The sequence below is a fragment of the Streptomyces sp. WAC04114 genome, assembly GCF_019733245.1.
Taxonomy (GTDB): domain Bacteria; phylum Actinomycetota; class Actinomycetes; order Streptomycetales; family Streptomycetaceae; genus Streptomyces; species Streptomyces massasporeus_A.
The window spans coordinates 26452-51328 of sequence record NZ_JAIGQA010000041.1 but is presented as its reverse complement, the minus strand read 5'-3'; the positions used below and the strand labels follow the sequence as shown (position 1 = coordinate 51328).

Annotated in this window: 24 protein-coding genes and 2 pseudogenes; 8 read left to right on the top strand and 18 right to left on the bottom strand. The window is 72.7% G+C overall.

From position 1 onward, the window contains the following. Positions 1–106: 106 nt before the first annotated feature. Both K4G64_RS14265 and K4G64_RS14260 read left to right on the top strand, forming a co-directional pair. Positions 107–916 carry a GntR family transcriptional regulator gene (locus tag K4G64_RS14265; protein WP_221756411.1) on the top strand — a complete coding sequence of 270 codons (810 nt, stop codon included), beginning with the start codon at positions 107–109 and terminating at the stop codon, positions 914–916. A gap of 55 nt (positions 917–971) precedes the next feature. Continuing rightward, positions 972–1793, top strand: a complete 822-nt coding sequence (locus K4G64_RS14260; protein WP_221756410.1) for an alpha/beta fold hydrolase — start codon at positions 972–974, stop codon at positions 1791–1793. A gap of 20 nt (positions 1794–1813) precedes the next feature. Here the strand turns inward: K4G64_RS14260 and K4G64_RS14255 are convergent, their stop codons facing one another. Both K4G64_RS14255 and K4G64_RS14250 read right to left on the bottom strand, forming a co-directional pair. Further along, positions 1814–2539 carry a class I SAM-dependent methyltransferase gene (locus tag K4G64_RS14255; protein WP_221756409.1) on the bottom strand — a complete coding sequence of 242 codons (726 nt, stop codon included), beginning with the start codon at positions 2537–2539 and terminating at the stop codon, positions 1814–1816. A gap of 4 nt (positions 2540–2543) precedes the next feature. Beyond that, positions 2544–3107 (bottom strand): PadR family transcriptional regulator, encoded by a 564-nt coding sequence (locus K4G64_RS14250; RefSeq protein ID WP_221756408.1) that lies wholly within the window; start codon positions 3105–3107, stop codon positions 2544–2546. 69 nt (positions 3108–3176) lie between these two features. Between K4G64_RS14250 and K4G64_RS14245 the strand changes: the two genes are divergently transcribed. From K4G64_RS14245 to rho, 3 genes are all read left to right on the top strand, one after another. After that, on the top strand, positions 3177–3575 hold the full coding sequence (locus K4G64_RS14245; RefSeq protein ID WP_221756407.1) for a nuclear transport factor 2 family protein: 399 nt from the start codon (positions 3177–3179) through the stop codon (positions 3573–3575). 70 nt (positions 3576–3645) lie between these two features. Beyond that, positions 3646–4473 (top strand): class I SAM-dependent methyltransferase, encoded by an 828-nt coding sequence (locus K4G64_RS14240; protein WP_221756406.1) that lies wholly within the window; start codon positions 3646–3648, stop codon positions 4471–4473. Positions 4474–4733: 260 nt separating this feature from the next. Further along, positions 4734–5876, top strand: a complete 1143-nt coding sequence (rho, locus tag K4G64_RS14235; protein WP_221756405.1) for a transcription termination factor Rho — start codon at positions 4734–4736, stop codon at positions 5874–5876. Positions 5877–5894: 18 nt separating this feature from the next. On the opposite strand, the gene K4G64_RS14230 is transcribed toward rho, so the two are convergent. Next, positions 5895–7595, bottom strand: coding sequence for a PQQ-binding-like beta-propeller repeat protein (locus tag K4G64_RS14230; protein ID WP_260460436.1), 1701 nt, complete (start codon positions 7593–7595; stop codon positions 5895–5897). Here K4G64_RS14230 and K4G64_RS14225 point away from each other — a divergent pair. After that, positions 7596–8432 (top strand): annotated as a pseudogene (locus K4G64_RS14225) (D-alanyl-D-alanine carboxypeptidase family protein); the annotation flags it as partial. A gap of 59 nt (positions 8433–8491) precedes the next feature. Here K4G64_RS14225 and K4G64_RS40145 read toward each other — a convergent pair. From K4G64_RS40145 to K4G64_RS14165, 13 genes are all read right to left on the bottom strand, one after another. After that, positions 8492–9877, bottom strand: coding sequence for a glycosyltransferase 87 family protein (locus K4G64_RS40145; protein WP_260460435.1), 1386 nt, complete (start codon positions 9875–9877; stop codon positions 8492–8494). Continuing rightward, positions 9874–11259, bottom strand: a complete 1386-nt coding sequence (gene mptB, locus K4G64_RS14220; protein ID WP_221756403.1) for a polyprenol phosphomannose-dependent alpha 1,6 mannosyltransferase MptB — start codon at positions 11257–11259, stop codon at positions 9874–9876. The genes K4G64_RS40145 and mptB overlap by 4 nt, the downstream gene beginning before the upstream one ends. Before the next feature lie 172 nt (positions 11260–11431). Beyond that, positions 11432–12364 (bottom strand): glutaminase, encoded by a 933-nt coding sequence (locus tag K4G64_RS14215; RefSeq protein ID WP_221756402.1) that lies wholly within the window; start codon positions 12362–12364, stop codon positions 11432–11434. Positions 12365–12398: 34 nt separating this feature from the next. Next, positions 12399–13808, bottom strand: a complete 1410-nt coding sequence (gene aspA, locus K4G64_RS14210) for an aspartate ammonia-lyase (protein WP_221756401.1) — start codon at positions 13806–13808, stop codon at positions 12399–12401. A 121-nt stretch (positions 13809–13929) separates the two neighbouring features. After that, complete coding sequence (locus tag K4G64_RS14205) at positions 13930–14946, bottom strand: asparaginase (protein ID WP_221756400.1); 1017 nt, start codon at positions 14944–14946, stop codon at positions 13930–13932. A gap of 32 nt (positions 14947–14978) precedes the next feature. After that, positions 14979–16421, bottom strand: a complete 1443-nt coding sequence (locus K4G64_RS14200; RefSeq protein ID WP_221756399.1) for an amino acid permease — start codon at positions 16419–16421, stop codon at positions 14979–14981. Continuing rightward, on the bottom strand, positions 16418–17095 hold the full coding sequence (locus K4G64_RS14195; protein ID WP_030844483.1) for a FadR/GntR family transcriptional regulator: 678 nt from the start codon (positions 17093–17095) through the stop codon (positions 16418–16420). The genes K4G64_RS14200 and K4G64_RS14195 overlap by 4 nt, the downstream gene beginning before the upstream one ends. A 176-nt stretch (positions 17096–17271) precedes the next feature. Then, positions 17272–18108, bottom strand: a complete 837-nt coding sequence (locus tag K4G64_RS14190; protein ID WP_221756398.1) for an undecaprenyl-diphosphate phosphatase — start codon at positions 18106–18108, stop codon at positions 17272–17274. A gap of 92 nt (positions 18109–18200) precedes the next feature. Next, positions 18201–18548: a CrcB family protein gene (locus K4G64_RS14185; RefSeq protein ID WP_221756397.1), complete on the bottom strand. Its 348-nt coding sequence runs from the start codon at positions 18546–18548 to the stop codon at positions 18201–18203. Next, positions 18545–18925 (bottom strand): DUF190 domain-containing protein, encoded by a 381-nt coding sequence (locus K4G64_RS14180; RefSeq protein ID WP_221756396.1) that lies wholly within the window; start codon positions 18923–18925, stop codon positions 18545–18547. Before K4G64_RS14180 ends, K4G64_RS14185 begins: the two co-directional genes overlap by 4 nt. After that, positions 18922–19377 carry a fluoride efflux transporter CrcB gene (gene crcB / locus K4G64_RS14175; protein WP_221756395.1) on the bottom strand — a complete coding sequence of 152 codons (456 nt, stop codon included), beginning with the start codon at positions 19375–19377 and terminating at the stop codon, positions 18922–18924. The genes K4G64_RS14180 and crcB overlap by 4 nt, the downstream gene beginning before the upstream one ends. Positions 19378–19572: 195 nt before the next feature. Then, positions 19573–20532, bottom strand: coding sequence for an SMP-30/gluconolactonase/LRE family protein (locus K4G64_RS14170; protein WP_221756394.1), 960 nt, complete (start codon positions 20530–20532; stop codon positions 19573–19575). Positions 20533–20581: 49 nt separating this feature from the next. Next, entirely contained in the window at positions 20582–20839 is a 258-nt protein-coding gene (locus tag K4G64_RS14165; RefSeq protein WP_190903904.1) for a helix-turn-helix transcriptional regulator, read from the bottom strand. Positions 20840–21078: 239 nt separating this feature from the next. Between K4G64_RS14165 and K4G64_RS14160 the strand changes: the two genes are divergently transcribed. Further along, positions 21079–21504: a MarR family winged helix-turn-helix transcriptional regulator gene (locus K4G64_RS14160; protein ID WP_221756393.1), complete on the top strand. Its 426-nt coding sequence runs from the start codon at positions 21079–21081 to the stop codon at positions 21502–21504. On the opposite strand, the gene K4G64_RS14155 is transcribed toward K4G64_RS14160, so the two are convergent. Beyond that, a complete protein-coding gene (locus tag K4G64_RS14155) occupies positions 21501–21899 on the bottom strand; it encodes an SseB family protein (RefSeq protein WP_030844525.1) in 399 nt (132 codons plus the stop codon). The genes K4G64_RS14160 and K4G64_RS14155 overlap by 4 nt on opposite strands. Positions 21900–22434: 535 nt before the next feature. Between K4G64_RS14155 and K4G64_RS41405 the strand changes: the two are divergent. After that, positions 22435–22686: pseudogene (locus K4G64_RS41405) on the top strand (substrate-binding domain-containing protein); the annotation flags it as partial. A 97-nt stretch (positions 22687–22783) separates the two neighbouring features. Here K4G64_RS41405 and K4G64_RS14145 read toward each other — a convergent pair. After that, entirely contained in the window at positions 22784–24808 is a 2025-nt protein-coding gene (locus K4G64_RS14145; RefSeq protein WP_221756392.1) for a heavy metal translocating P-type ATPase, read from the bottom strand. Positions 24809–24877: the final 69 nt, after the last annotated feature.

Sequence of the window (24877 nt, the reverse complement as noted above, 5' to 3'; positions counted from 1 at the left end):
CGGCCGAACCGCCCGGCCACCCTTCCCAGCTGGTTTAGACCAATGCTAGATCTGGTGGCGCACCGAGCCCGAACGGCTACCGAACGTCACCCACAGGAGGGGCGGCATGGCCCGCACCACCCCGCACGATCCCCCGCCGTCCGAGTCAGAGCCCCTGTACCACCGGATCGCCACGGAGCTGCTCGCCCAGCTGCGCGACGGCACCATCCCGCCCGGTGAACGGCTGCCGAGCGAACGGCGGTTGGCCGCTCACCTGGGAGTCAGCCGGGAGACCGTACGGCAGTCGCTGGAGCTGCTTCGCCGCGACGGCCTGGTCACCACCGACCGGCGCGGCAGCCACGCCACCCTGCCCGGCCTGCCGGTCGAGACCCCGGCGTCGCTCACCTTCCCGGTCGGCGCGGGCCCCGCGGCCCCGGGCGGCGTCGCCCGCGCCACCGTCACCTGGGAGGCTCCCCCGCCGGACCACGCCGAGGCCCTGGGGCTGGAGCCCGGTCGCCCGACCCTGATCCACCGCTACCGGTACGCGACCACCGACGGGCAGGGCCTGCGGAGCGCCGTGACATCGTTCTCCGCGGTGGCGCTGGCGGAGGTGGAGGAGCTGGCCCGCTACCGCGACCGCGCCGACGGCACCGCCGCCGCGCAGCTGCGCCGGGCCTACGACTGGATGCGCCGGGCCGGCCTCACCCTGCACCACCGCGACGCGATCAGCCGCCTCGCGAGCGCCCCGTCGGTACGGGTCACCCGGCAGGTGCACGACCAGTACGCCCGCCCGCTGGAGATCACCGATCTCGTGGTGGACGCCCAACGGGACGCGTTGGTCTACGAGTTCACCCTGCCCAGCCGCGCCGCGGCACCCGCCGCCGACCGCGGCCCGTCACCCGTTCGGCGGACTGCCCACGCGGGTTCCCGGAGATGACGGAGATCATCGAGACACGGCACGGCTCCCCCAGGCGACCCCCGAGAGGATCCCCATGACCACGTTCACGACCTCCGACGGCACCGAGCTCTACTACAAGGACTGGGGCGCGGGGCAGCCCGTGGTGTTCAGCCACGGCTGGCCCCTCAACGCGGACGCGTGGGACGGGCAGGCCAGGCTGGTCGCCGAGCACGGCTTCCGGGCGATCGCGCACGACCGCCGCGGACACGGCCGCTCGGGCCAGCCGTGGCAGGGCAACCACATGGACCGGTACGCCGACGACCTGGCCGAGCTGATCGAGGCACTGGACCTCACCGACGCGGTCCTGGTGGGCCACTCCACCGGCGGCGGCGAGGTGGCCCGCTACATCGGGCGGCACGGGACGGCGCGGGTCGCGAAGGTCGTGCTGCTCGGTGCGGTACCGCCGCTGATGCTGCGGACGCAGGCCAATCCGGAGGGCACACCGAAGGAGGCCTTCGACGGGATCCGCGCCGGGGTCGCGGCGGACCGCTCGCAGTTCTACTGGGAGCTGAGCGAGGCCTTCTACGGCTTCAACCGGCCCGGCGCCGCGGTGTCGGAGGGCGTGCGGCGGGCGTTCTGGATGTGGAGCATGCAGGCCGGCCTGAAGGGCGCCTACGACTGTGTCGCGCAGTTCTCGGAGACCGACTTCACTCAGGACCTGGGGCGCATCGACGTGCCGACGCTCGTCGCGCACGGGGACGACGACCAGATCGTGCCGATCGCCGCCTCGGCCCACCGGACCTCCCAGCTCGTCAAGGACGCGACGCTGAAGGTGTATCCGGGCGCCCCGCACGGCCTGGTCGGCGACTACGAGAAGGCGTTCAACGACGATCTGCTGAACTTCCTGCGCGGCTGAGCAGTAGTCGGTACCAGGGCCTAGGTCGGCAGCCGGGCCATGACCAGCCGCACCCGGGGGCTGCCGTCCGGCCGCCGCCCGAACTCCGGGAGCGGCTGGAGCTCCACTCCAAAACCGGCTGCCTCGAGTTCGCGCCGTACGTCGCCGAGGCGGAACGCGCGGTAGTACATGACGAACTCGGGCCGCCAGAGCGCGTTGCGCACCCGCATCACGGTGTCGAAGCCCAGCAGCGTCCAGTAGCCGAGCGAGCCCGGGCGGGGCGGCGCGACCAGCGGGAACGCGAAAGCGCCGCCCGGCCGCAGGACGGATCGGACCTGTGCGAACAGCCCGGGCAGTTCGCGGGGCAGGAAGTGCCCGAAGGCCCCGAAACTCACCACCAGGTCGAAGGCGGGGGCGAAGGGCAGGGCGCGGGCGTCGGCCCGGACCCAGGAGACCCGCGGGCCCTGCGGCCGCACGCGCTCCCGGGCGATGTCGAGCATGCCCGCGCTGAAGTCGACACCGGTGACGCGCTCCCGGCACACCCGCTCCAGCACCCCGACGCCCGCGCCGGTGCCGCAGCACAGGTCGAGCCCGGCGTCGAAGGGCCCCACCCGCCGCAGCGCCGACCCGACGGCGTCGAGGACCGCGCCGGATGTCCGGAAGGGCGTGTGGTCGAACTTCGGCGCGAGGAGGTCGTAGCCGCGCTCGACGGACGACAGTGCCTGGACGGCGAGTTCGCGCAGACTGGGGCCTTCGGGGCTGAACATCGGCTCAGCCTAGGGGAGCCCGCTGTTTCAGGACGGTGAGTACGCGCTCGCACCAGCGGAGGTTCTCCTCCTCGAAGCCGATGCCTCCCATCAGGGTGAGGTACGGGCCGACACGGTCGGTCTGCCGGAGGTACTCCTCCTCGCTGCGGCCCGCCAAGAGGCGCTCGCGCACCCGCCGGTAGCGGGCGAGCTTGCCGCGGGCCCAGGCCTCGCGCTCCTCGACCAGCGCACGGGTCGCGTCCGGGTCCGCGCCGTCCATGGCCTGGATCTTGATGAGGAGTTCGTCGCGGATGGCGGTGGGCCGCCGGGGCGGCGTGGCGGCGAACGCCCTCAGGTCCTCGCGGCCTGCCTCGGTCAGCGTGAACATGCGCTTGTCGGGGCGCCGTTCCTGGCGCACCACCCTGGCCTCGATCAGGCCGTCCTGCGCGAGGCGCTCCAGTTCGCGGTAGAGCTGCTGCGGGGTCGAGGCCCAGAAGTTGGCCAGCGACACGTCGAAGACCTTCGACAGCTCGTACCCCGAGGCCTCGCCCTCCAGGAGCGCCGCGAGAACGGCGTACTTGAGCGACATGTGGACACCGTATCAACGGGTGACTAGTCTACTCCACACCTACTCAACAAATTGACTAAGGCGGTTTCGATGCGTGCATTCCGTGAGGCGGTCGAGAAGCTCGACCTCGACGCCGCCGAGGCGCTGCTGGCGCCGGACGTCGTCTTCACCAGCCCGGTCGTCTTCAAGCCGTACGCCGGGAAGGCGATCACGGCCGCGATCCTGCGGGCCGTCTCCGGCGTCTTCCAGGACTTCCGCTACGTGCGCGAGATCAACGACGCGAACGGCCGCGACCACGCCCTGGTCTTCACCGCGCGCGTGGGTGACCGGGAGATCAACGGCTGCGACTTCATCCATCTCGACGAGGACGGGCTCATCGACGAATTCACGGTGATGGTGCGCCCGTTGTCGGGGGCCCAGGCCCTCGCGGCGGCCATGGGTGAGCAGTTCGAGCGGATCGCCGAGGAGGCGCGCGCCCGCTCGAACTGAGCGACACCTCCTCGGATCCGTTTCCCGCGTTCTCCCGGCGCCCGCGACCGGTTCAGGGTTGGATGTCCCCATGACGTCCGCCGAGCACGACCGGCTGATGCGGGCCAACCAGGCCAACTGGGACGCCCGCACGCCCGTCCATCTCGCCAGCCGCTTCTACGGCCTCGACCAGGACCTCGATCCCGAGCACTGGTTCGCCCCGTTCGAGTGGGAGGACCTCGGCGAGCTGGCCGGGCGTGACGTGCTGCACCTGCAGTGCCACCTCGGCACGGAGACCATCGCCTTCGCACGGCGCGGCGCCCGGGCCGTCGGCCTCGACTTCTCCGCGGCGTCCGTGGCGGCCGCCCAGGACATCGCGGCGAAGGCCGGCGCCGACGTGACGTACGTCCGGGCGAACGTGTTCGACGCCGTCGAGGCCCTGGACGGGCGGCGGTTCGACGTCGTCTACACCGGCAAGGGCGCCCTGTGCTACCTCCCCGACCTGGACCGGTGGGCGCAGACCGTCGGCCGGCTCCTGCGCCCCGGCGGCCGGCTGTACGTCGTCGAGTTCCATCCCCTGCTCAACGCGCTCGGGCCGAAGCCCGCCCCGGGCGAGGGACCCGAGCTGCTCCTGCGCCACGACTATCTGGGCGGCGCCGGGCCGGTACACCGCGACGGGACCCACACCTACACCGACGGCCCGGCCGTCGAGGGCGCCACGGACAGCTACGAGTGGATGCACGGAATGGGCGAGGTCCTCAACGCGTTGACGGATGCGGGACTCGCCGTGCGGCGGTTGCGGGAGGGCGACGAACTTCCCTGGCCGCGCTGGCCGCAGATGGTCCGTACGGAGTCCGGCTGGTGGCGCCTGCCCGAGCCCCGGATCCCGTTGCTGTACGGGCTGCTGGCCACGCGCTGAGGTAGCTCCCGGAGGTATCCGGCCCACATCCGCCGCTTTCGGTGGTACATTGCCAAGAGCACTCGTGCACGCCCCTCTTTGCGGGCGCCGGTGCCGTTCTTCATCTCTCTCCTTCATTTCCAGCACCACGACGTGTTCGTCGTATCCGAGGTGCTGTTCCCCCGCCGCCCGGAAGCGCGCCACAGGCCCTCCCTTCGCGGCACTCCCCCCTTCCCTTCGCACGTCTCATGCCTGCCGTCCGTGAAAGGACACCCACCACGATGACCACCACACTCGAAAACCAACGTGTACAGCAGCAGTCCCCCGCCCGGACCGTGTCCGGGATCCTGGACATCGACGCGAACGGCAAGGGGCACCTGCGCGGTGAGGACTGCCTGCCCACGCCCGCCGACGCCGCGGTGTCCCCCGCGCTGATCCGCCGGCACGGCCTGCGCAAGGGCGATCTCGTCGAGGGCGTGACCGGCGACCGGCGCGCCCTGACCGACGTCGCACGCATCGACGGCCGTACGCCCGGAGATCTGCGCGGCCGGCGCCACTTCCGGGACCTGACACCGCTGCACCCGCACGAGCGGCTGCGGCTCGAGCACCCCGCCGCCGGACTGGCCGGGCGCGTCGTCGACCTGATCGCACCCGTCGGCAAGGGCCAGCGCGGCCTCCTCGTGGCCCCGCCCAAGACCGGCAAGACCGTCCTCCTCCAGCAGCTCGCCGCCGCGGTCACCGGCAACCACCCCGAGTGCCGGCTGATGATGCTGCTGCTCGACGAGCGGCCCGAGGAGGTCACCGACATGCGGCGCTGCGTGCGGGGCGAGGTCTACGCCTCGACCTTCGACCGCAGCGCCAAGCAGCACATCGCGCTCGCCGACCTGGTGATCGAGCGCGCCAAGCGGCTCGTCGAGGCCGGTGAGGACGTCGTCGTCCTCCTCGACTCGCTGACCCGGCTGTGCCGGGCGCACAACAACGCGGCCGCCTCCGGTGGCCGCATCCTCACCGGGGGCGTCGACGCGTCCGCGCTGACCGGCCCCAAGCGGTTCTTCGGCGCCGCCCGGTCGGCCGAGGAGGGCGGTTCCCTCACGATCCTCGCGACCGCCCTGGTGGAGACCGGCTCCAAGGCCGACGACTTCTACTTCGAGGAGCTGAAGAGCACCGGCAACATGGAGCTCCGGCTGAGCCGGGACCCGGCATCGCGCCGCGTGTTCCCGGCCGTCGACATCACCCCGTCCGGCACCCGTCGCGAGGAACTCCTGCTGCCACCCGCCGAGTTGGCGACCGTCTACGGCCTGCGGCGCGTGCTGCAGGGCCGGGACGGGCAGGGCGGTCTGGAGACCCTCCTGGAGCGGATGCGCGAGACGCCGGACAACGCGACCTTCCTGCGGCGCATCCAGCCGACGCTGCCTGCGGGCTGACGCGACGGCTGCTCCCCATTAAGCCACCGAGCAGTCGAGGATGCGTCCGTCCACGGTGCCGATCAACAACCGGCGGAGATCGGTGAGTTCGAGAGACAGGGCCACCGTGGGGTGGCCGCCGATCCTCAGGCGGTGCCGCCACCGGACCGTACCGTCGGCGGCGTCGAGGGCCACCAGTTCGCCGGAGTTGAAGGCGACGTAGACCGTCTCGTCGTTCCCGTCGACGGCTGTTGCCGGCCGGTCGACGGAGAACTCCCAGCGGACGGCACCATCCGTGAGACTCCGCCGTACGACGAAGCCGCTGTGCGACAGGGTGCGGCCGGAGCCGTAGAACGATCCCGTGTGCACCAGCTCGCGGCTCTGCGGTGGGCCGACTTCGACGCCGGGCCCGCCGAAGACGTGCCGGGCCGGTGACTGCCAGTCGAGCGGGAACAGCCGCCGGGGCGCGTCGCCGTCCGGGTCGACCTCGACCACCCACTTGTCCTGCCACGAGGCGCGCTCCGCGCCGTCGAGGAAGAGCAGCCGGCTGCTGCGGCGGACCGGGAAGGCATGGTTCGAGGAGTCGAACTCGCCCAGGGGCACGGTCGGCCGCGGAGTCTGCGCGGCCGGCGGGATCAGGGCGACGGGCCGGGGGTGAGGTCCATAGCGCCTGTCGGGCGGGGTCGGGCGCAGCGCCAGCCAGCCGTCCCGGCGCGGGGTGAGCGTGACGGGCGAGTCGAGCGTCAGGGTGCCGAGCGTCTTGCCGTCGTCGAGGGACAGCCGGGCGACGAGCGGTGGCTCGGAGACCCATTCCCGGCCCACCCGGCGCCGCCGGCGCCGGTCGGCGTTCACCCAGACGTCGTGCTCCCGGACGACCAGTTGCCGCCCGCCCTCCCCGTCCGGGACACACCAGTCCAATCCCCCGTCCGGCAGCCACGCCTCGGCCAGCACCCCCTCCAGACAGGCCAGTACGCGCCCGTCCGGCAGGCCGCGCACGTCCCACACCTGCCGGCGGGGCGCCCAGCCGACGTCCCCGGCCAGCTCCTCGACGGTGCGGCGGACCTCGGCCGGGTCCGACACGGGCCGCTCGCACGCGACCCAGAGCCCGGTCAGCTCCCGCTGCTGCACCGAACCACGGGGCGCCGCACTCCAGTCGGGCCGCTCCACGACGACGTCGTAGGCGTGCTCGTGCGCCTCGTCGCACTCGTCGTCGTCGGTCCGGGCCACCAGGAGCCGCAGCGCCTGCTCGTCCTCCCAGCCGACCCGCAGGATCTCGCGGGGCGTGCGCATCATCGAGCGCGACCGCCCCGACGCCAGATCGATGAGGAGCAGCTCCCCCTCGAAGGCGTAGCCGCCGTCGTAGGCCCCGGTGCCGACCGCCACGAGCGGCAGTGTCGGGTGCACCGCCACGGAGTGCACGGGCCAGTGGGACTCCACGACCGCGTGGCAGCTCAGATCGTCCAGGCCGTAGACACCCACGCGATACGGCTGCCACCCGTACTGCGCGGTGCCGGCCCCCGACCACGCGAGGCGCCCCAGGTCCCCGCCCAGAACGGCGATCCCCCTCTCCGGGCTGACGGCGACGGCCGAGGGCACGCCGATCTCCGCGAAGGGATGGTCGCCGAGGACGCGGCGGGCGGTCGCGGGGTCGGGCACGGGAGATCCCCCATCCGGGTGCTGGAACGTGGAGTGCGGCCCCGTCGTCGCCGCGCGGAGCATCTCCGTTTCTACGTTGATCATATGATCATCGGATTCTCTTCCCGGGTGGCCTTGTCGGCCGGTGCGCTCTGCGTGGCGGGGCTGCTGGCGGTGACGCCCACGGCGATGGCCGACCCCGGCGGGGCGGAGCCCACTCCGCCGGGCGGCCCGAGGGCCGCGGCCCCGCACCCCTCGCTGCTGTACCGACCCGGCACCCAGGTCCGACCGCGTACCGGAGCGGCGCGCCTCCCGGAGCTCTCCGCGCTGTCCTGGCTGGTGGCCGACGCCCGGAGCGGAGAGGTGCTCGCCGCCCACAACGCCCACCGCAAGCTGCCTCCGGCCAGCACCCTGAAGACGCTGTTCGCCCTCACCGTGCTGCCCGGGCTGCCGGCGGGCGTCCGGCACACCGTCCGGGAGCGGGAGCTGCGGGGCATCGGTGCCGGCAGCAGCCTGGTCGGGGTCGCCGAGGGCCGCACGTACCGAATCTCCGACCTGTGGCGCGGTGTCTTCCTCAACTCGGGCAACGACGCCGTGCACGTCCTGGCGGAGCTCAACGGCGGCTGGCGGGTCACCGCCCAGCGGATGCAGGCCAAGGCCCGGTCCCTCGGCGCCCGCGACACCCACGTGGTGTCACCCGACGGCTACGACGCACCGGGCCAGGTGTCGTCGGCGTACGACCTGGCCGTGTTCGGCAGGGTGGGGCTGCGCAACCCCGACTTCGCCCGGTACTGCGCCACCGTCGAGGCCAGGTTCCCCGGCGGCGGCAACTGGTCGTACCCGATCCTCAACACCAACCGGTTGCTGAGCGGCGCCCAGGGGGTGAAGCCGTACCGGGGGCTGATCGGCATCAAGAACGGCTACACCTCCAAAGCGGGCAGCACACTCGTCGCGGCGGCCCGCCGGGACGGGCGCACCCTGGTCGTGACGGTGATGAACCCTCAGGAGGGCGGTGGGTCCGCCGTGTACGAGGAGGCCCGTTCGCTGCTCGACTGGGGCTTCAGGTCGGCCGGGAGGGTCGAGGCGGTGGGCTCGCTCGGCGCGCCGGGCACGTCCGTGGGGCCGGCCGTGACGACGCCTCCCGCGGTCGCGGCGGCGGTGCCGGAGGAGCACGGGTCCGTCTGGACGGAGGCGGGGATGATCGCGGGCGCAGCCGGTACAGGCGCGGCGGTCGTGGTGCTGGTGCTGCGGCTTCCGGTCCGCAGGCCCCGGCGGAGCTGACCCACCGGCAGCCACAGCAGCAGACCCAGGGTGATCCAGGCATAGGTGTTGCCGCCCAGGAACCCGTCCACGCCGGACGCGTCGTCGAACCACAGCCACACCACGCTCGTGCACAGCACGGCGTACAGGGCGCCCGCCACCCGCAGGCGCCCCGCGCGGACCAGCACGGCGAAGGAGGGCAGCAGCCACACGAGATGGTGCACCCAGGTGATCGGGCTGACGAGACAGGCGGCGAGACCGGTCAGGGCGAACGCCGCGGTCCAGTCCCCCGCCTCGACCGCCCGGCGGGCCCGCACCGCCCACACGCCGAGGACCAGCAGCACCGCCAGGGCCCACACCGCGCGGTCCGGTTCGCCGAGCCGGGCCAGGATCCCCTGCACCGACTGGTTCGAGACGTAACCGAGGCGTCCCACGCGGTTGGTGTCCCACAGCGCCTCGGTCCAGTAGAAGCGCGAGGCATCCGGGTCCACCCAGGCCGCGAGGGCCGTGGCGCCGACCGCCACGGCCGTGGCGACCGCCGCCGCGCGCCGGCGCCCGGCCACCAGCAGCAGGCCGATGAACAGTGCGGGCGTGAGTTTGGTCGCCGCCGCGAGCCCGATGCCGACGCCCGCCAGCCGTCCGCGCCCGGTGGCGAGCAGCGTCGCGTCGGTGAGGACGAGCGCCAGCAGCAGCAGATTGACCTGGCCGAAGCTGAGGGTGTCGCGGAGCGGTTCGAACAGGGCCAGCAGACAGGCGGTCAGCGCCCAGCCGAACCAGCCGTGACGCCGCCAGTACGGCCCGGCGAGCAGCCGCAGGATCACCGCCAGGGCCGCCAGATTGAGCAGCAGGGCCGCGGCGATCGCGGTGCGCAGACCCAGCAGCGCCATCGGCAGCATGGCGACCGCGGCGAACGGCGGGTAGGTGAAGCCGTACGTCGTGCCGGGCACCCGGTAGTCGTAGACGCGGCCGCCGTGGTGGACCCAGGAGTCGATGCTGCCGTAGTAGACGCGCAGGTCGAACCAGTCGCGCAGCAGCGGCACGGTCGCGGTGAAGACCGTCACCAGTGTGGCGAGGGCGAGCACCAGCAGCAGCCGGCCCCGGTCGGTGCGGGGCAGGGCCGGGGTCATGCCGCGCCTCCCAGCGCCGGGGCGAGTTGGGCCTGGTGGGCCTGCCACAGCACGACGACCGCGAGTGCGCCGCCGGAGACGGCCAGTACGAGTTGCCCCGTGTCCGCCGGGCCGCCGCTGGGCAGCACGCTCAGCGCGAGCACGCCGGTGACGGCCGCCGTGCGGTGGCGTACGGACGTGCTCGGCGCGGCGGCGGCGATGAGGAACAGGCCCCACAGGGCGTACCAGGGGCGGATCGCCGGCCCGAGCGCGGCCACCGCCGCCAGGGACAGGCCCAGCGCGTACACCGGGCTCAGGCGCAGCCGCAGCCAGATCAGCGCGATCGCGATCACGGCGGTCACGATGCCCAGCGCGTGCCAGGCGGGGACGGCCAGGGGCGCGAGATCGCTGCCGAGGTGCTCCAGCAGGGCCCGGGTGACACGGCCGAGGAGGGTGGTCAGGGCCCAGTTCTGGGGGGAGACGGGGGTGTTGAGGGCGCCGACCCAGCCGTATCCGGTGCCGGCCACGGCCGTCGCGGCGGCGGTGGTCCCCGCCGCCGCGGCGGTGGTCGTCACGAGGGCCTTCGCCGGGCTGCGGCCCGCGCGCACCTGGAGGGCGACGACGGCGGCGAGTCCGAGCACGGCGGGCGCCTTGACCAAGGCGGCGAGGGTGACGAGGACAGCGCCGAGGACCGGCCACCGGCCGAGCGCGGACACCAGTCCGACGCCGAGCATGACGGCGTCGTTGTGCGCGCCCGCGACCAGGTGCAGCAGGACGAGCGGGTTGAGGGCGCCCAGCCACAGCGCGGCGGACGGGTCGGCGCCGCTGTGCCGGGCGAGGCGGGGCAGCGCGGCCGCCATCAACGCCACGCCGGCGAGGGCGACGAGCCGCATCCCGAACAGTCCGGCGGGCAGTTCGCCGCGGGTCAGGCCCGACAGCGCCGCGGCGACGGCGAGGAACACCGGGCCGTACGGGGCACCGGTGTGCCGCCAGAGCGGGGCGACCTCGTCGGCGAGCGGACCGCCGAGCTGGGACGGTCCGTGCGCGTAGACATCGAGGTGCGCCTCGACCATCGCCCCCTGGGCGAGGTAGCTGTAGACGTCGCGGCTGAACAACGGCGGGGCGAGGAGCAGCGGGGCCGCCCAGGTGGCGAGGACGAGCAGCAGGGAACCGGGCGCCGGTGGTCGCGGCCCGCGGACCGGCCGGCCCAGCAGCAGCCAGGCCGCGATCAGCAGGACGACGCCGAAGTACACGCCGACCAGGCCGAGGGCTGCGCGGGCGGAGGCCGGGTGGAGCAGGTCCGCCACGGGCAGGGCGCCGGCCGTCTCACCGCCCAGGGCGAGGCAGGCGGTACCGGCCAGACCGAGTATCTGGCAGCGGCGGAGATCGACGGGGAAAGCCATGGCCAACACTCAGGCAGCGTGTCAACGGCGGATGGCCGGGAGGGGACGCGCCCGTCTCCGAAGGGCGGCCTGCTCGTGACCGGCCGGTGATCACGGGCCGACGCGTTTCCATCGGCGCGGCAGTCCTGCCGGCACCGGTGCACCGACGAACGGCGGCCGGCGCACCGGTTGGTCAGAACACCGACAGACCCGTCAGGGTCGTGAAGCGGTCGAGGGCCGCCACGCCCGCCACCGAGTTGCCCCGCTCGTCGAGGCCCGGGCTCCACACGCACAGGGTGCAGCGGCCGGGGACGACCGCGATGATCCCGCCGCCCACACCGCTCTTGCCGGGCAGGCCGACACGGTAGGCGAAGTCGCCCGCCGCGTCGTAGGTGCCGCAGGTCAGCATGATCGCGTTGATCTGCTTGGCCTGGCTGCGGGTGAGCAGACGGGTGCCGTCGGCGCGGATGCCGTGCCGGGCGAGGAAGCCCGTGGCGAGGGCGAGATCGGCGCAGGACGCGGCGATCGAGCACTGCCGGAAGTACTGCTCCAGGAGCGTCGGGACCGGATTGTCGATGTTGCCGTAGGAGGCCATGAAGTGGCCGAGCGCGGCGTTGCGGTCGCCGTGAGCGGTCTCGGACGCGGCGACCTCCTGGTCGAAGCCCAGGCCGGGGTTGCCGCTCTCCGCCCGCAGGAACGCCAGCAGTTCGCCCGAGGCGTCGCCGGTACGGGTGTGCAGCCGGTCGGTGACGACGAGGGCGCCCGCATTGATGAACGGGTTGCGCGGGATGCCGTTCTCGTACTCCAGCTGGACCAGGGAGTTGAAGGGGTTGCCGGAGGGCTCGCGGCCCACGTGCTCCCACAGGACGTCGCCCTCGCGGGCCAGGTCGAGCGCGAGGGTGAAGACCTTCGTGAGGGACTGGGCGGAGAACGGCTCCCGCCAGTCCCCCACCCCGTACACCGTGCCGTCCGGCTCGGCGACGGCCATGCCGAAGCTGCGCGGGTCGCGGGCGGCGAGCGCCGGGATGTAGTCGGCGGGCCGGCCGTGGCCCGGGGTCCGCTCGATCTCCTCGGCGATGCGCTCCAGGACCGGCTGGAAGGTCGACGACGACGTCATGATCACCATTCTCCCTCTGCCGGTCCCGGTGCGCTCCGGCAGGTCAGGCCGATGCCTGGCCGCTGCCTGCCAGGACCTCGGGACGCAGCAGGCCGGCGAGGGTCTCGGCGGGGAGCAGGCCCTTCTCCAGGACGAGTTCGGCCACGCCCCGGCCGGTGGCGAGGGCCTCCTTGGCGATGTCGGTGGCGGCCGTGTAGCCGATGTGCGGGTTGAGGGCGGTGACCAGGCCGATGGAGTTCTCGACGCTCGCGCGCAGTGCCTCGGTGTTGGCGGTGATGCCGGAGACGCAGCGCTCGGCCAGGGTCAGGCACGCGCTCCGCAGATGCGTGATGGACTCCGACAGGGAGTGCAGGATGATCGGCTCGAAGGCGTTGAGCTGGAGCTGTCCGGCCTCGGCGGCCATGGTGATGGTGACGTCGTTGCCGATGACCTCGAAGGCGACCTGGTTGACGACCTCGGGTATCACCGGATTGACCTTGCCGGGCATGATGGACGAACCGGCCTGCACGGGCGGCAGGTTGATCTCGCCGAGCCCGGCGCGCGGGCCGGAGGAGAGCAGCCGCAGGTCGTTGCAGCTCTTGGAGAGCTTGACCGCGATGCGCTTGAGCACGCCGGACATCTGCACGAAGGCGCCGCAGTCCTGGGTCGCCTCCACCAGGTTGGCCGCCGTCACCAGGGGCAGACCCGTGATGGCCGCGAGGTGGCGGCGGGCGGCCTCGGCGTATCCGGCGGGGGCGTTGAGGCCGGTGCCGATCGCGGTCGCGCCGAGGTTGATCTCGTGGATCAGCTGGACGGCCTCGGCGAGCCGGGCCCGGTCCTCGTCCAGCATGACGGCGTATGCGGAGAACTCCTGGCCCAGGGTCATGGGCACCGCGTCCTGCAACTGGGTGCGGCCCATCTTGAGCACGTCGCGGAACTCTACGGCCTTGTGGGCGAACGTGTCCTGCAGGACGGACATCGCGTCGAGCAGCCCACGCACCGCGAACACCGTCGCGATCTTGACGGCGGTCGGGTAGACGTCGTTGGTGGACTGGCCGAGGTTGACGTCCTCGTTGGGGTGCAGGAACCCGTACTCGCCCTTGGCGTGGCCCAGCAGTTCCAGGGCCCGGTTCGCCACGACCTCGTTGGCGTTCATGTTGGTGGAGGTGCCGGCGCCGCCCTGGACGACGTCCACGACGAACTGGTCGTGCAGCTTGCCGTCGCGGATCTCCCGGCAGGCCTCGACGACGGCCGCGGCCTTCTTCGGGTCCAGCAGGCCGAGTTCCTCGTTGGCGAGGGCGGCGGCCTCCTTGACGGCGGCGAGGGCGTCGATCAGGTGCGGGTAGGCGGAGATGGTCATGCCCGTGATGGGGAAGTTCTCCGTGGCCCGCAGGGTGTGCACACCCCAGTACGCCTCGGCGGGAACGTCACGGTCACCGAGCAGATCGTGCTCGGAGCGGGTGGCGGCGGTCATGAGGGTGAGGGTCCTCTTCTCTGAGGTACAGGGTGGAAAGCGTCCCTGAAAGGGGCGCGGGGAAATGCGCGATCAGCCACAGGGGCGCCGCAGCCGCCGGACGGGAGAACCCGGCACGTCGTCAGGCGCGGGCCGCACCGGCAAGCGGCTCCAGCGAGCGAACGGGCCGCACCCGCCCGACCTCCCGCCCACCACCGAGCAGCGGCTCACCCGCGAACTCGGCGAGCGGCTCCGGGTCGACACCGGCCCGGGCCAACGCCGCAGCGGTCACCGGCACACGGGCCCGGTTCGCGCCGTCGGCGATCTTCACGGCGACGGCCCGCCCGTCCGGCAGCGCGGCGACCTGAACGCCCTCGAAGCCGTCCTTGGACAGCAGCCCCGGCACGGCCCGCATCAGCGCGGCGACGTCCCGCCCGGAGCCGGAGGCCATCTCCGCGTGCTCGCGCATGGCGTCGGCGACCCGGGCCTCGGGCGTGCCCGGCGCCGCGCCGGTGATGCGGGCGGTGGCGCGGGCGAGGCCGTGCAGGGAGATGGAGAACAGGGGCGCGCCGCAGCCGTCGACGGTGACCTGGGCGATGCGCTGCCCGGTGAGGTCCTCGACGATCTCGGCGATGGCCTGCTGGAGGGGGTGGCCGGGGTCGAGGTAGTTCTCCAGGGGCCAGCCGTTGAGGGTGCAGGTGTAGAGCATCGCCGCATGCTTGCCGGAGCAGTTCTGGGCGAGCCGTGAGGGCAGCCGTCCCTCACGCACCCAGGCGTCCCGGACGACCGGGTCGAACGGCATGTCAGGGACGTTGCGCAGGTGGTCCTCGGCGAGACCGGCGAGTTCCAGGATGCGCCTGGTGCCGGCGAGGTGGCGTTCCTCGCCGGAGTGGCTGGCCGCCGCCAGGGACAGCAGCTCACCGTCGAGCGGCAGCCCGGCCCGGGCCATGGCCACGGCCTGGACGGGCTTGATCGCCGAGCGCGGGTAGAAGGCGGCCTCGATGTCTCCGATCTGGAGCCGGACCTCTCCGTCGGCGTCCAGGACGACGACGGAGCCGTAGTGGATGCCTTCGACGATTCCGCCGCGGATGAGGTGGGCGACGGGGGCGTGGACGGGTTCACGGACAAGGGGTGCGTCCGCGAGTGAACTGCTGAACATCACTGCCTGCTTCTCATGGAGCGGCGCGTTCCTCACGCGTCGGCTCCGGTGGTGGACTTGCGCGCGATACGGCCGCGGATGCCGAACCATCCGGCGACCAGGGTTCCGACGATCAGTGGCAGGCACAGCACGGTGGTGCGTCCCGCGCCGCCGTCGGCGTACATGAGGACCAGGACGGAGGCGAGGAAGGCCAGCGTCACGATCTCGGTCCAGGGGGAGCCCGGGAGCCGGTAGCCCGGGCGGGTCAGCTCGCCCCTCTGGGTCTTCTGCCAGAAGAGGAGGTGACAGATCATGATCATGCCCCAGGTGGCGAGGATGCCGATCGCGGCGAAGTCCAGCACGATCTCGAACGCCTCGGCGGGGACGACGAAGTTGAGTCCGACGCCCAGCACGCAGATGCCGCTGGTGAGCAGGATGCCGCCGTAGGGGACCTGGCTACGGCTCATCACGGAGGTGAACCTGGGCGCTGATCCGGCCATGGCCATGGAGCGCAGGATGCGGCCGGTGGAGTAGAGGCCGGAGTTGAGGGAGGACATGGCGGCCGTGAGGACGACGAGGTTCATCACACCGCCCGCCGCCGGGACACCGATGTTGGACAGCACCGTCACGAAGGGGCTTTCGCCGGCGGTGTACTTGTTCCACGGCAGCAGCATCGACAGCAGCACGACCGAGCCGACGTAGAACACCCCGACGCGCCACATGATCGAGTTGATCGCCTTCGGCATGATCTTCTCGGGGTTCTCGGTCTCACCGGCGGCGACGCCGACCAGCTCGACGGAGGCGTAGGCGAAGACGACGCCCTGGATGATCAGCAGCATGGGCAGCAGGCCGTGCGGGAAGATGCCGCCGCTGTCGCCGATCAGGGACGGGCCCGGGGTGTGGCCGTCGACGGGGTGCTGGGTGACCAGCAGGAAGATGCCGATGCACATGAAGACGACCAGCGCGCCGACCTTGACGATCGCGAACCAGAACTCCAGCTCGCCGAAGATCTTCACCGAGATCAGGTTGACGGTGAGCACGACCGCCAGGGCGATCAGCGCGATCACCCACTGCGGTATGTCGGAGAACATGCCCCAGTAGTGGGTGTAGGTGGCGACGGCGGTGATGTCGGCGATGCCGGTGGTCGCCCAGTTGAGGAAGTACATCCAGCCGGCGGTGTAGGCGCCCTTCTCCCCCATGAACTCGCGGGCGTAGGAGACGAAGGCGCCGGAGGAGGGCCGGTACAGCACGAGCTCGCCGAGGGCGCGCACGACGAGGAAGGCGAAGAGGCCGCAGACCGCATAGGCGATGAAGAGGGAGGGGCCGGCGTCGGCGAGGCGGCCGCCCGCGCCGAGGAAGAGGCCGGTGCCGATGGCGCCGCCGATGGCGATCATGTTGACGTGCCGGGACTTCAGGGACTTGCTGTAGCCCTCGTCTCCGGCATCGACATGGACGGAACGTTTCTGCACTTCGTTGTGCAGGGACTGCTCGCTCACGCCTCGGGTCCGCCTTCCGTGGGGGTGTCCGTGCGCGATGAACGCACGATGTCGGTGAGGGTCGTCTCGACGCGGTCGAGGTGGTGGGCCATGGCCTCCACCGCGTCGTTCTCGGAACCGTCGATCAGCGCCTCGACGATCGCCCGGTGCTCTCGGTTGGACTGCTCGCGGCGGCCGCCCAATTCGTTGAGGAAGGCCGACTGGCGGGCCAGCGCGTCCCGGATCTCCTCGATGACCCGGCGGAAGACCGGGTTCTGGGCGGCCTCGGCCACGGCGAGATGGAACAGCGTGTCCATGGCGACCCACGCGGTGGTGTCCGTCTCCCGCTCCATCCGGTCCAGGAGGTGGGCCAGGTGGTCGAGGTTCTCCGGGGTGCGGCGCCGGGCCGCGTACCCGGCGACCGGGATCTCGACGTGGCGGCGCACCTCCAGCAGGTCGCTGGCCGCGTAGTCGCCGAAGGTGGGGTCCTCCACGGTGCTGGCGACGACGAAGGTGCCCTTGCCGGTCCTGGACACGGTCAGACCCATGGTCTGCAGCGCCCGCAGCGCCTCGCGCAGCACCGGCCGCGAGACCTCGAGGGTGCGGCACAGTTCCGCCTCGGAGGGGAGCTTGTCGCCGATGGCGTACTCGCCCCGTTCGATGGCGCCGCGCAGGTACGCCAGCACCGCTTCCATGGCACTGACGCGTCGCACAGGCTGTCCGGCTGTCCGGCTGTCTGACAGGTTCACGGGAGAGATACTCCGGCCGACGGAAGGCGGCTGTCAAGGGGGCGCCGCAAAGGGGCGCGGGCAACTGCGCGACGAGCCGCGATGGCGCCGCAGACGGACGACGGCGCCGCCCGGCAGACCACTCAACTGTGCAGGACCCCCGCCCCGAGCAGCACGAACAGCAGCCCGCCCACCACGATCCGGTAGATCACGAACGCGTTGAACGAGTGCTTGGCGACGAACTTCAGCAGCCAGGCGATGGAGGCGTACGCCACCACGAACGACACGACCGTGCCGACGGCGAGCGGCGCGGCGCCCACCCCCGTGCCCAGGGCGTCCTTGAGCTCGTAGAGGCCCGCTCCGGTCAGGGCGGGGATGCCGAGGAAGAAGGAGAGCCGGGTGGCGGCGACACGGTCCAGGTCGAGGAGGAGCGCGGTGGACATGGTGGCGCCGGAGCGGGAGAAGCCGGGGAAGAGCAGGGCGAGGATCTGGGAGCTGCCGACCAGCATCGCGTCCTTGAACGAGGTGTCGTCCTCGCCGCGCTTGTGCCGGCCCGTCCGGTCCGCCGCCCACATCACGCCGCTGCCGACGATCAGGGAGCCCGCGACCACCCACAGCGAGGCGAGCGGGCCCTGGATGAGCGGCTTGGCGGCGAGTCCGACGACGACGATCGGGATCGTCGCGCAGATCACCCACCAGGCGAACTTGTAGTCGTGGTGGTACCGCTCCTCGCGGTCGCGCAGGCCCCTCCCCCAGGCGGAGACGATCCGCACGATGTCCTTGAAGAAGTACACGAGCACCGCGGCGATCGCGCCGACCTGGATGACGGCCGAGAACCCGACCACGGCGTCGTCGTCGACGGGGATGCCCATCAGCCCCTCGACGATCTTCAGATGCCCGGTGGAGGAGACGGGCAGGAACTCGGTCACCCCCTCGACGGCTCCGAGGACGACGGCCTGACCGACGCTGATGACGCTCATGGTATCCAGTTCTGCTCGGGGGCGGGAGCGGAGGGGACCGTTCTTACTACACCCGGGCGAGAACGGATCTCATGAACGCGCCTCACAGCGCCTCACAGACGCGCCAGTGCCGCCCCCGCGAAGGCCGCGGCGATCCCGGCCACCACGGTGGCGCCGACGTTGAGGGCGGCCTGCAGGCGCGCCCCGGTCTCCGCCAGCCGCAGCGTCTCGTAGGAGAACGTCGAGTAGGTGGTCAGGGCCCCGCACAGGCCCGTGCCGAGCAGCAACTGGAGGTGGGTGGCGGCTCCGGTGAGCAGGCCGAGGATCAGGGAGCCGGTGACGTTCACCGTGAAGGTGCCCCAGGGGAAGACCGAGTCGTGCCGCGCCTGGACCGCCCGGTCGGTGAGGTAGCGCAGCGGGGCGCCGACCAGGGCGCCGCCGACGACCAGCAGCCAGTTCACGACGAGTTCTTACCCTTCGTGTCCGCCCCGCCGGGCGTGTCGTCCCGGCCGGCGTACCGGATGACCTCGCAGTCGTCGAGCGTCACCAGTCCTTCGCTGACCAGTTCGTCGAGTTGCGGCAGGAACGCGCGGACCCGTGGCTCGGTGTCGACGATCACCACGGCGATCGGCAGGTCCTCGCTCAGGGAGAGCAGCCGCGAGGTGTGGATCAGCGAGGAGGCACCGAAGCCCTCGATGCCGCGGAAGACACTGGCGCCCGCGAGTCCCGCCGCGTGGGCGCGGTGGACGATCTCCGAGTAGAGGGGCTTGTGGTGCCAGGTGTCGCGCTCGCCGACGAAAACGGTCAGGCGCAGGGCCCTGCCGGTCAGCCTCGTCATCGTCGCCTGCCTTTCAGGACGCGGCGGGCCGTCCCGGCCGCGAGCCACACCGCTGTGAGCGCCGCGAGCGGGGTCGCGGCGAGGTAGGCCAGCCCGGTGCCGGGACGGCCGCCGTCGATGAGTTTCTGGATGTCGACGGCGTACGTCGAGAAGGTGGTGAAGCCGCCGAGGACACCGGTGCCGAAGAAGGGCCGGACCAGGGGGTGGGCGGTCCGGATCTCGGTGATGACCACCATGAACACGCCGATCACGGCGCAGCCCAGGATGTTGATCCCGAGGGTCGTCCAGGGCAAACCGCCCGGGGGCGCCGGCCACCAGAGGGAGGCCGCGTACCGGGCGGTCGCGCCCAGTCCCCCACCGAGCGAGACGACCGCGACGACCGGCGCCTGGGCACGCCACGGGGGCCGGTGGGGGGCTGTCGCCGCAACGCGGAGGCTTTCGGGGGATGTCATGGGGTCGTCCGTCTCCTACTCGCCGGGGCCCGGGGTCGTACGGGCGCGTGCCGTCGCAAGTAGGGACCGTTGGCGGCGTCCTTGCCGCGGTTCGGGTACGGCGGGCCCCACCGCCGCGCCGCGACGCCCGTCGCGGCCGGAGTTCAGGTTAACCCCGAGGGCGGGGCGGGGTCACTCCGAGGCGGACGGTGCAGGTCACTTCGCCGCAGGCGCCTCGCAGACCGCCACGCCGCGTTCCCAGATGCTGCCGAGGATCAGGTGCCCGCCCGCTTCGCAGACGCTGGTGGGCATGCGGTAGCCGGAGCGGCGGCGGGCAAGGTGGTGCACGACACGGCCCTCGTCGTCGAAGGCCTGGACGGCGATCGTGCCGGTGGGCCGGAACGGGGCGCGCACGGCGACGCGCGCGGCGGCGGCCCGGACGCCGGGCGCGCTGCGGTGGAACCGGGCGAGGGCCGGGACACGGGGTCCGGCGAGCGCGACCCAGATCGGGCCGTCGGGCGCGCCGCGCCAGAGGTTGTCGGGCATGCCGGGGAGGTTCTCGGCGAACGGCTCGCTCCGCCCGGCCGTCGGCCCGGTGAGCGGGACGCGCAGCAGCCGGCAGGCACCGGTCTCGGCGACGACGAGGAAGGACTCGTCCGCGCCGACGACGAGGCCGTTGGCGAACTGCAGCCCGTCCAGCACCACTTCGGGTGCGTCGGCGCCGGGGGCGAGTCGCAGCAGGCGTCCCGTACCGGTGTGTTCGACGATGTCGCCGATCCACTGCTCCAGCGGGTAGCGGCGGCTGGACACGGTGAAGTAGACGCTGCCGTCGGAGAGGGATACGGCATTGCTGCAGAAGCGCAGCGGCTCCCCCGCCACCGAGTCGGCGAGGATCCGGACCGTGCCGTCGCCGGTGTCGACCCGCAGGAGTCCGCGCTCGGCGTCGCACACCAGCAGGTCGCCGTCCGGGAGGAGTTCGAGCCCGAGCGGCCTGCCGCCGGTCTCGGCGATCACCTCGGCGCGGGCCGCGACCGGGTCTCCGAGGGCGTCGAGTCGCAGGATGCGGCCGTCGGCGACGCCGGTGAGGACGCGGCCGCGCGGGTCGGCGACCACGTCCTCGGGGCCGGGGCCCACCGCGACGTAGTGGCGGGGTACGAGTGCCGTGGGACGGTCCATTGCGCGCGTGTCCTTCACCATCGGGGGCGATACCGGTGTACCGGGTCGCCTACCAGCCCTTCTCAAACATCCGGGCGACTTCGGCGATCCGCATGTCGTCGCGGTGGTAACGCACGCGCCCGGCGGACCTGCTGGTGCGCAGCATGCCGGTCGCCTCCAGCAGCCGCAGATGGCTGACGGCGACCGGGCGCGGCAGCGAGAACCGCTCGGCGACGGCGTCCGCGGTGACACCGTCCGCCGCGGGACCGGGTTCCTTCAGCCAGGCCAGGATGCGGAGCCGCGTCTCGTCCGTGGGTGTCCTCAGCATGTCGTGCCCCTGCCTCGCGGCTTCGCCCTCTCACCGCGTCTTCCCACTGTCTCGCAGCCGACGCCGCCGCGTCCGGGCTTCGGCATCGTTGACCGATACCGAACTTCCCTGCCGGGGAGGGGATTTCGGACAAATGAGCGACGAGGGGGGCGGGGCCGGGAAGCCGGGCGGTACCCCGGGGCTCGGACCCGCACTCCATGCACGGTCATTGAACCCTGTACCGGTGTTACCGTTCCCCTATGGCGTCGAAAACGGCTGGTGGGCAGCTCGAGGATCGGTGGCGGGACATCCTGTCGGCGCACGCCCGCACGATGTGCGAGATCGACCGGGCGCTGCATCCGCACGGTCTCGGCGCCTCCGACTTCGAGGTGCTGGACATGCTCGCGACCGCGGCGCCCGAGGAGGGTGAGCAGTGCCGGGTGCAGAACCTCGTGGGGCGGGTCCACCTGAGTCAGAGCGCGCTGTCGCGGCTGATCGCCCGGCTGGAGAAGGACGGGCTGGTGACGCGGTCCGTCTGCGCGGAGGACCGGCGGGGAGTGTGGGTCTCTCTGACGTCCAGGGGCCGTGATCTGCACGCCGAGGTGCTGCCGCTGCAGCGGGCAGCCCTGTCCCGGACGCTGGGCGGAGAGCCGCCCAGGCCCGGATCGGGTCGGTCACCCCGCTAGCGCGCCAGCAGGGTGCGCACTCCCTCCGAGGTCAGCGTCAGGCGGTGCTCGGAGCTGCCGTCGATGGTGAGCGACAGGTCGTCGGCCGGCCACTGTGCGGCGAGGGCGCCGAGCGGCACCAGGCGGTAGCGGGAAACGAACGGCAGCAGCCCGGCCATCTCCACCTCGGAGGTGAACACGGGCACCACGGGTTCGCCGCCCGGCTGCTCCAGCACCGGCAGCGCCACCGCCGAGGGATTGGCGGCGTCGGAGTCGTTGGCGTCGTCGGGCACGGGGATGAGCACGTCGCTGTTGGCGAGCGCGTCCAGAGCCGCCGTGTCCTCGGTGTTCTCGGCGAGGACGTCCAAAGCCCGCTGGGCGGGCGTGGGCGTGGGGTCGTTTGCGGGTGTCTCCATGGCAGATTCCCTGGTAGCGGCGGTCGTGCGGCCCGCCCGGGCATGATCCGCCCGGGTGCGGTCCTGCTCGCGTACCCGAACGGGAACGGGGCAACCCTGGTGGATCTTCGGGGTTGGTGGGAGCACGGGGGAGATCTTGTGGGGCCGGGGTGTCCCCCGGGCGTCCCGACCGCGCCACCGTCGTCGAGGCCGTGAACCGGCTGTCGGCCGAGGGGGCGGACGGCGTGATGGCGATCGCGCCACAGCCGTGGGTGGGCCGGGCCCTGGAGGAGACGACCGGTCCGGGCACTCCCCCGGTGGTGCTGGAGAGCCCGCTCGACGACAGCACTCCCCCTGGTCACCGGCGATTCCCGCACCGGTGCCCGCAAGGCCACCGAGCACCTCCTCGCCCTCGGCCACACGACCGTGTGGCACATCGCCGGCCCGGACGGCTGGACCTCCGCCGACCACCGGCTGACGAGCCGGCGGGCGACGCTCCGGGCCGCGGGCGCCGCCGTACCGGAGCCCCTCGTCGGGGACTGGAGCGCCGACTCCGGCTACGACCTGGGCCGCCGGCCGGCCCGGCCGCCCGGAGGTCACGGCGGTGTTCGCCTCCAACGACCAGATGGCCCTCGGCCTGCTGCCCGCCCTGCACGAGTCGGGGCGCTCCGTCCCCGGGGACGTCGGCGTCGTCGGCTACGACGACATCCCCGAGGCGGCGCACTTCCCGCCGCCCCTGACTACCGTCCGTACCAACTTCGCGGAGATCGGCACCCGTTCGCTGCGCCTCCTCCTGGACCGGATCGACGGCCCGCGCGAGCGGCCCCGCACCGACACGCTCGTGCCCGTGGATCTGGTGACGCGGGCCGGCAGCGGTCCCCCACCGGTGCGCCGAGGGGCGCTCGTCAGCTGCTTTCCCCGGCGGCCCGCTGCCAGGCCCCCTCCCTCAGCAGCCGCAGCCCGTTCAGGCCGACCAGGACCGTGGAGCCCTCGTGGCCTGCGACGCCCAGCGGCAGCGGCAGGTCACCGGCCAGGTCCCAGACGACCAGTCCGGCGATGAACACCCCGGCGATCACCAGGTTCTGCACGACCAGGCGGCGGGCGCGGCGGGACAGGGCGACGGTGGCGGGGACCGCGGCGAGTTCGTCGCGCACGATGACGGCGTCCGCGGTCTCCAGGGCCAGGTCGGAGCCGGCCCGGCCCATGGCGATCCCGGTGTGCGCGGCGGCCAGGGCGGGTGCGTCGTTGACGCCGTCCCCGACGACCAGCACCTTGCGGCCCGTGCTCTCCATCTCCCGGACGGCGTCCAGCTTGTCCTGCGGCAGCAGCCCGGCGCGCACGTCGTCGATGCCCGCCTCGGCGGCGAGGTGTGCGGCGGCCCGGGGGTTGTCGCCGGTGAGGAGCACCGGGGCGCTGCCGGTGAGCCGGGCGAGGGCGGCGACCGTGGCGGCGGCGTCCGGGCGCAGCCGGTCGGCGATGCCGAGCAGCCCGGCGGGGGTGCCGTCGACGACGACCAGGACGGCGGTGCGGCCGGACTCCTCCAGTTCCGCGACCGTGCGGTGGGACTCCTCCGGTTCCGCGACCGTACCGACTTCGGCGTCCGGTTCCGTGGCCGTGCCGTCGCGGGCGTCCAGCAGCCGGGCCGGTGCGCCCACCGCGACCGTACGGCCGCCGACGACGGCGGTGACTCCCACGCCCGGCGCGGACGTGAAGTCCCGCGCATCGGGCAGGTCGAGGCCGCGCTCGCGGGCCGCGTCCGCCACCGCCCGGGCCAGCGGGTGCTCACTGGGTCGCTCGGCTGCGGCCGCCAGCGTCAGCAACTCCTGCTCGTCCAGGCCGGATCCGGGCAGCGGCCGGACGTCGGTGACCCGCGGGCTCCCCTCGGTCAGGGTGCCGGTCTTGTCCAGGGCGACCGCGTCCGCCTGGCCGAGCCGCTCCATCACCACGGCCGACTTCACCAGCACGCCGTGCCGCCCGGCGTTGGCGATGGCCGACAGCAGGGGCGGCATGGTGGCCAGCACGACCGCGCAAGGGGAGGCGACGATCATGAACGTCATGGCGCGCAGCAGCGCGTCGGTGAGCTGCGCGCCGAAGGCCAGCGGCACCAGGAAGACGGCCAGCGTCGCGGCCACCATGCCCAGCGAGTAGCGCTGTTCGACCTTCTCGATGAACAGCTGCGTGGGCGCCTTGGTCTCGGACGCCTCCTGCACCATGCGGACGATGCGGGCGATCACCGAGTCGGAGGCGTCGCGCTCGACCCGGACGCGCAGCGCGCCGGTGCCGTTGAGGGTGCCCGCGAAGACCTCGTCGCCCCGCTCCTTCGGCACCGGCAGCGGCTCGCCGGTGATGGTCGCCTGGTCCACCTCGCTCGCCCCGTCCAGCACCCGGCCGTCGGCGCCGACGCGCTCCCCGGGGCGTACGAGGACGATGTCGCCGACCGTCAACTCCTCCACGGCGACGGCCTGTTCACCGCCGCCGGGGCTCAGGCGGGTGGCCGTGGCGGGGGCCAGGTCGAGCAGCCCCCGGACGGAGTCGGCGGTGCGGGCCGTGGCCAGGGCCTCCAGCGCGCCGGAGGTGGCGAAGATGACGATGAGCAGCGCGCCGTCCATGACCTGCCCGATCGCGGCGGCACCCAGCGCGGCGACGACCATCAGCAGGTCGACGTCGAGCGTGCGGTCCTTGAGCGCCTTGAGCCCCTCCCACCCCGGCTCCCAGCCGCCCGTGACGTACGACAAGGCGTACAGCGGCCCCCATGTCCATACCGGGGCGCCGGTCAGCTGCAAGGGCAGCGCGAGCAGGAAGAGGACGGTGGCCGCGGCGGCCCAGCGCGCCTCGGGGAGGGCGAGGACACGGGTGCGCCGCCGGGGCGGGGTCCCGGGACGCTCGGGCTGTTGCCGCTCGACCGGCCGAGGCGTGAGCGTGGAGGTCATGAGGGTCCTTCAGGCGGGGGCGCGTTCGCCCTCACCATACAGGAACACATGAAGACTCATTCATGCCTT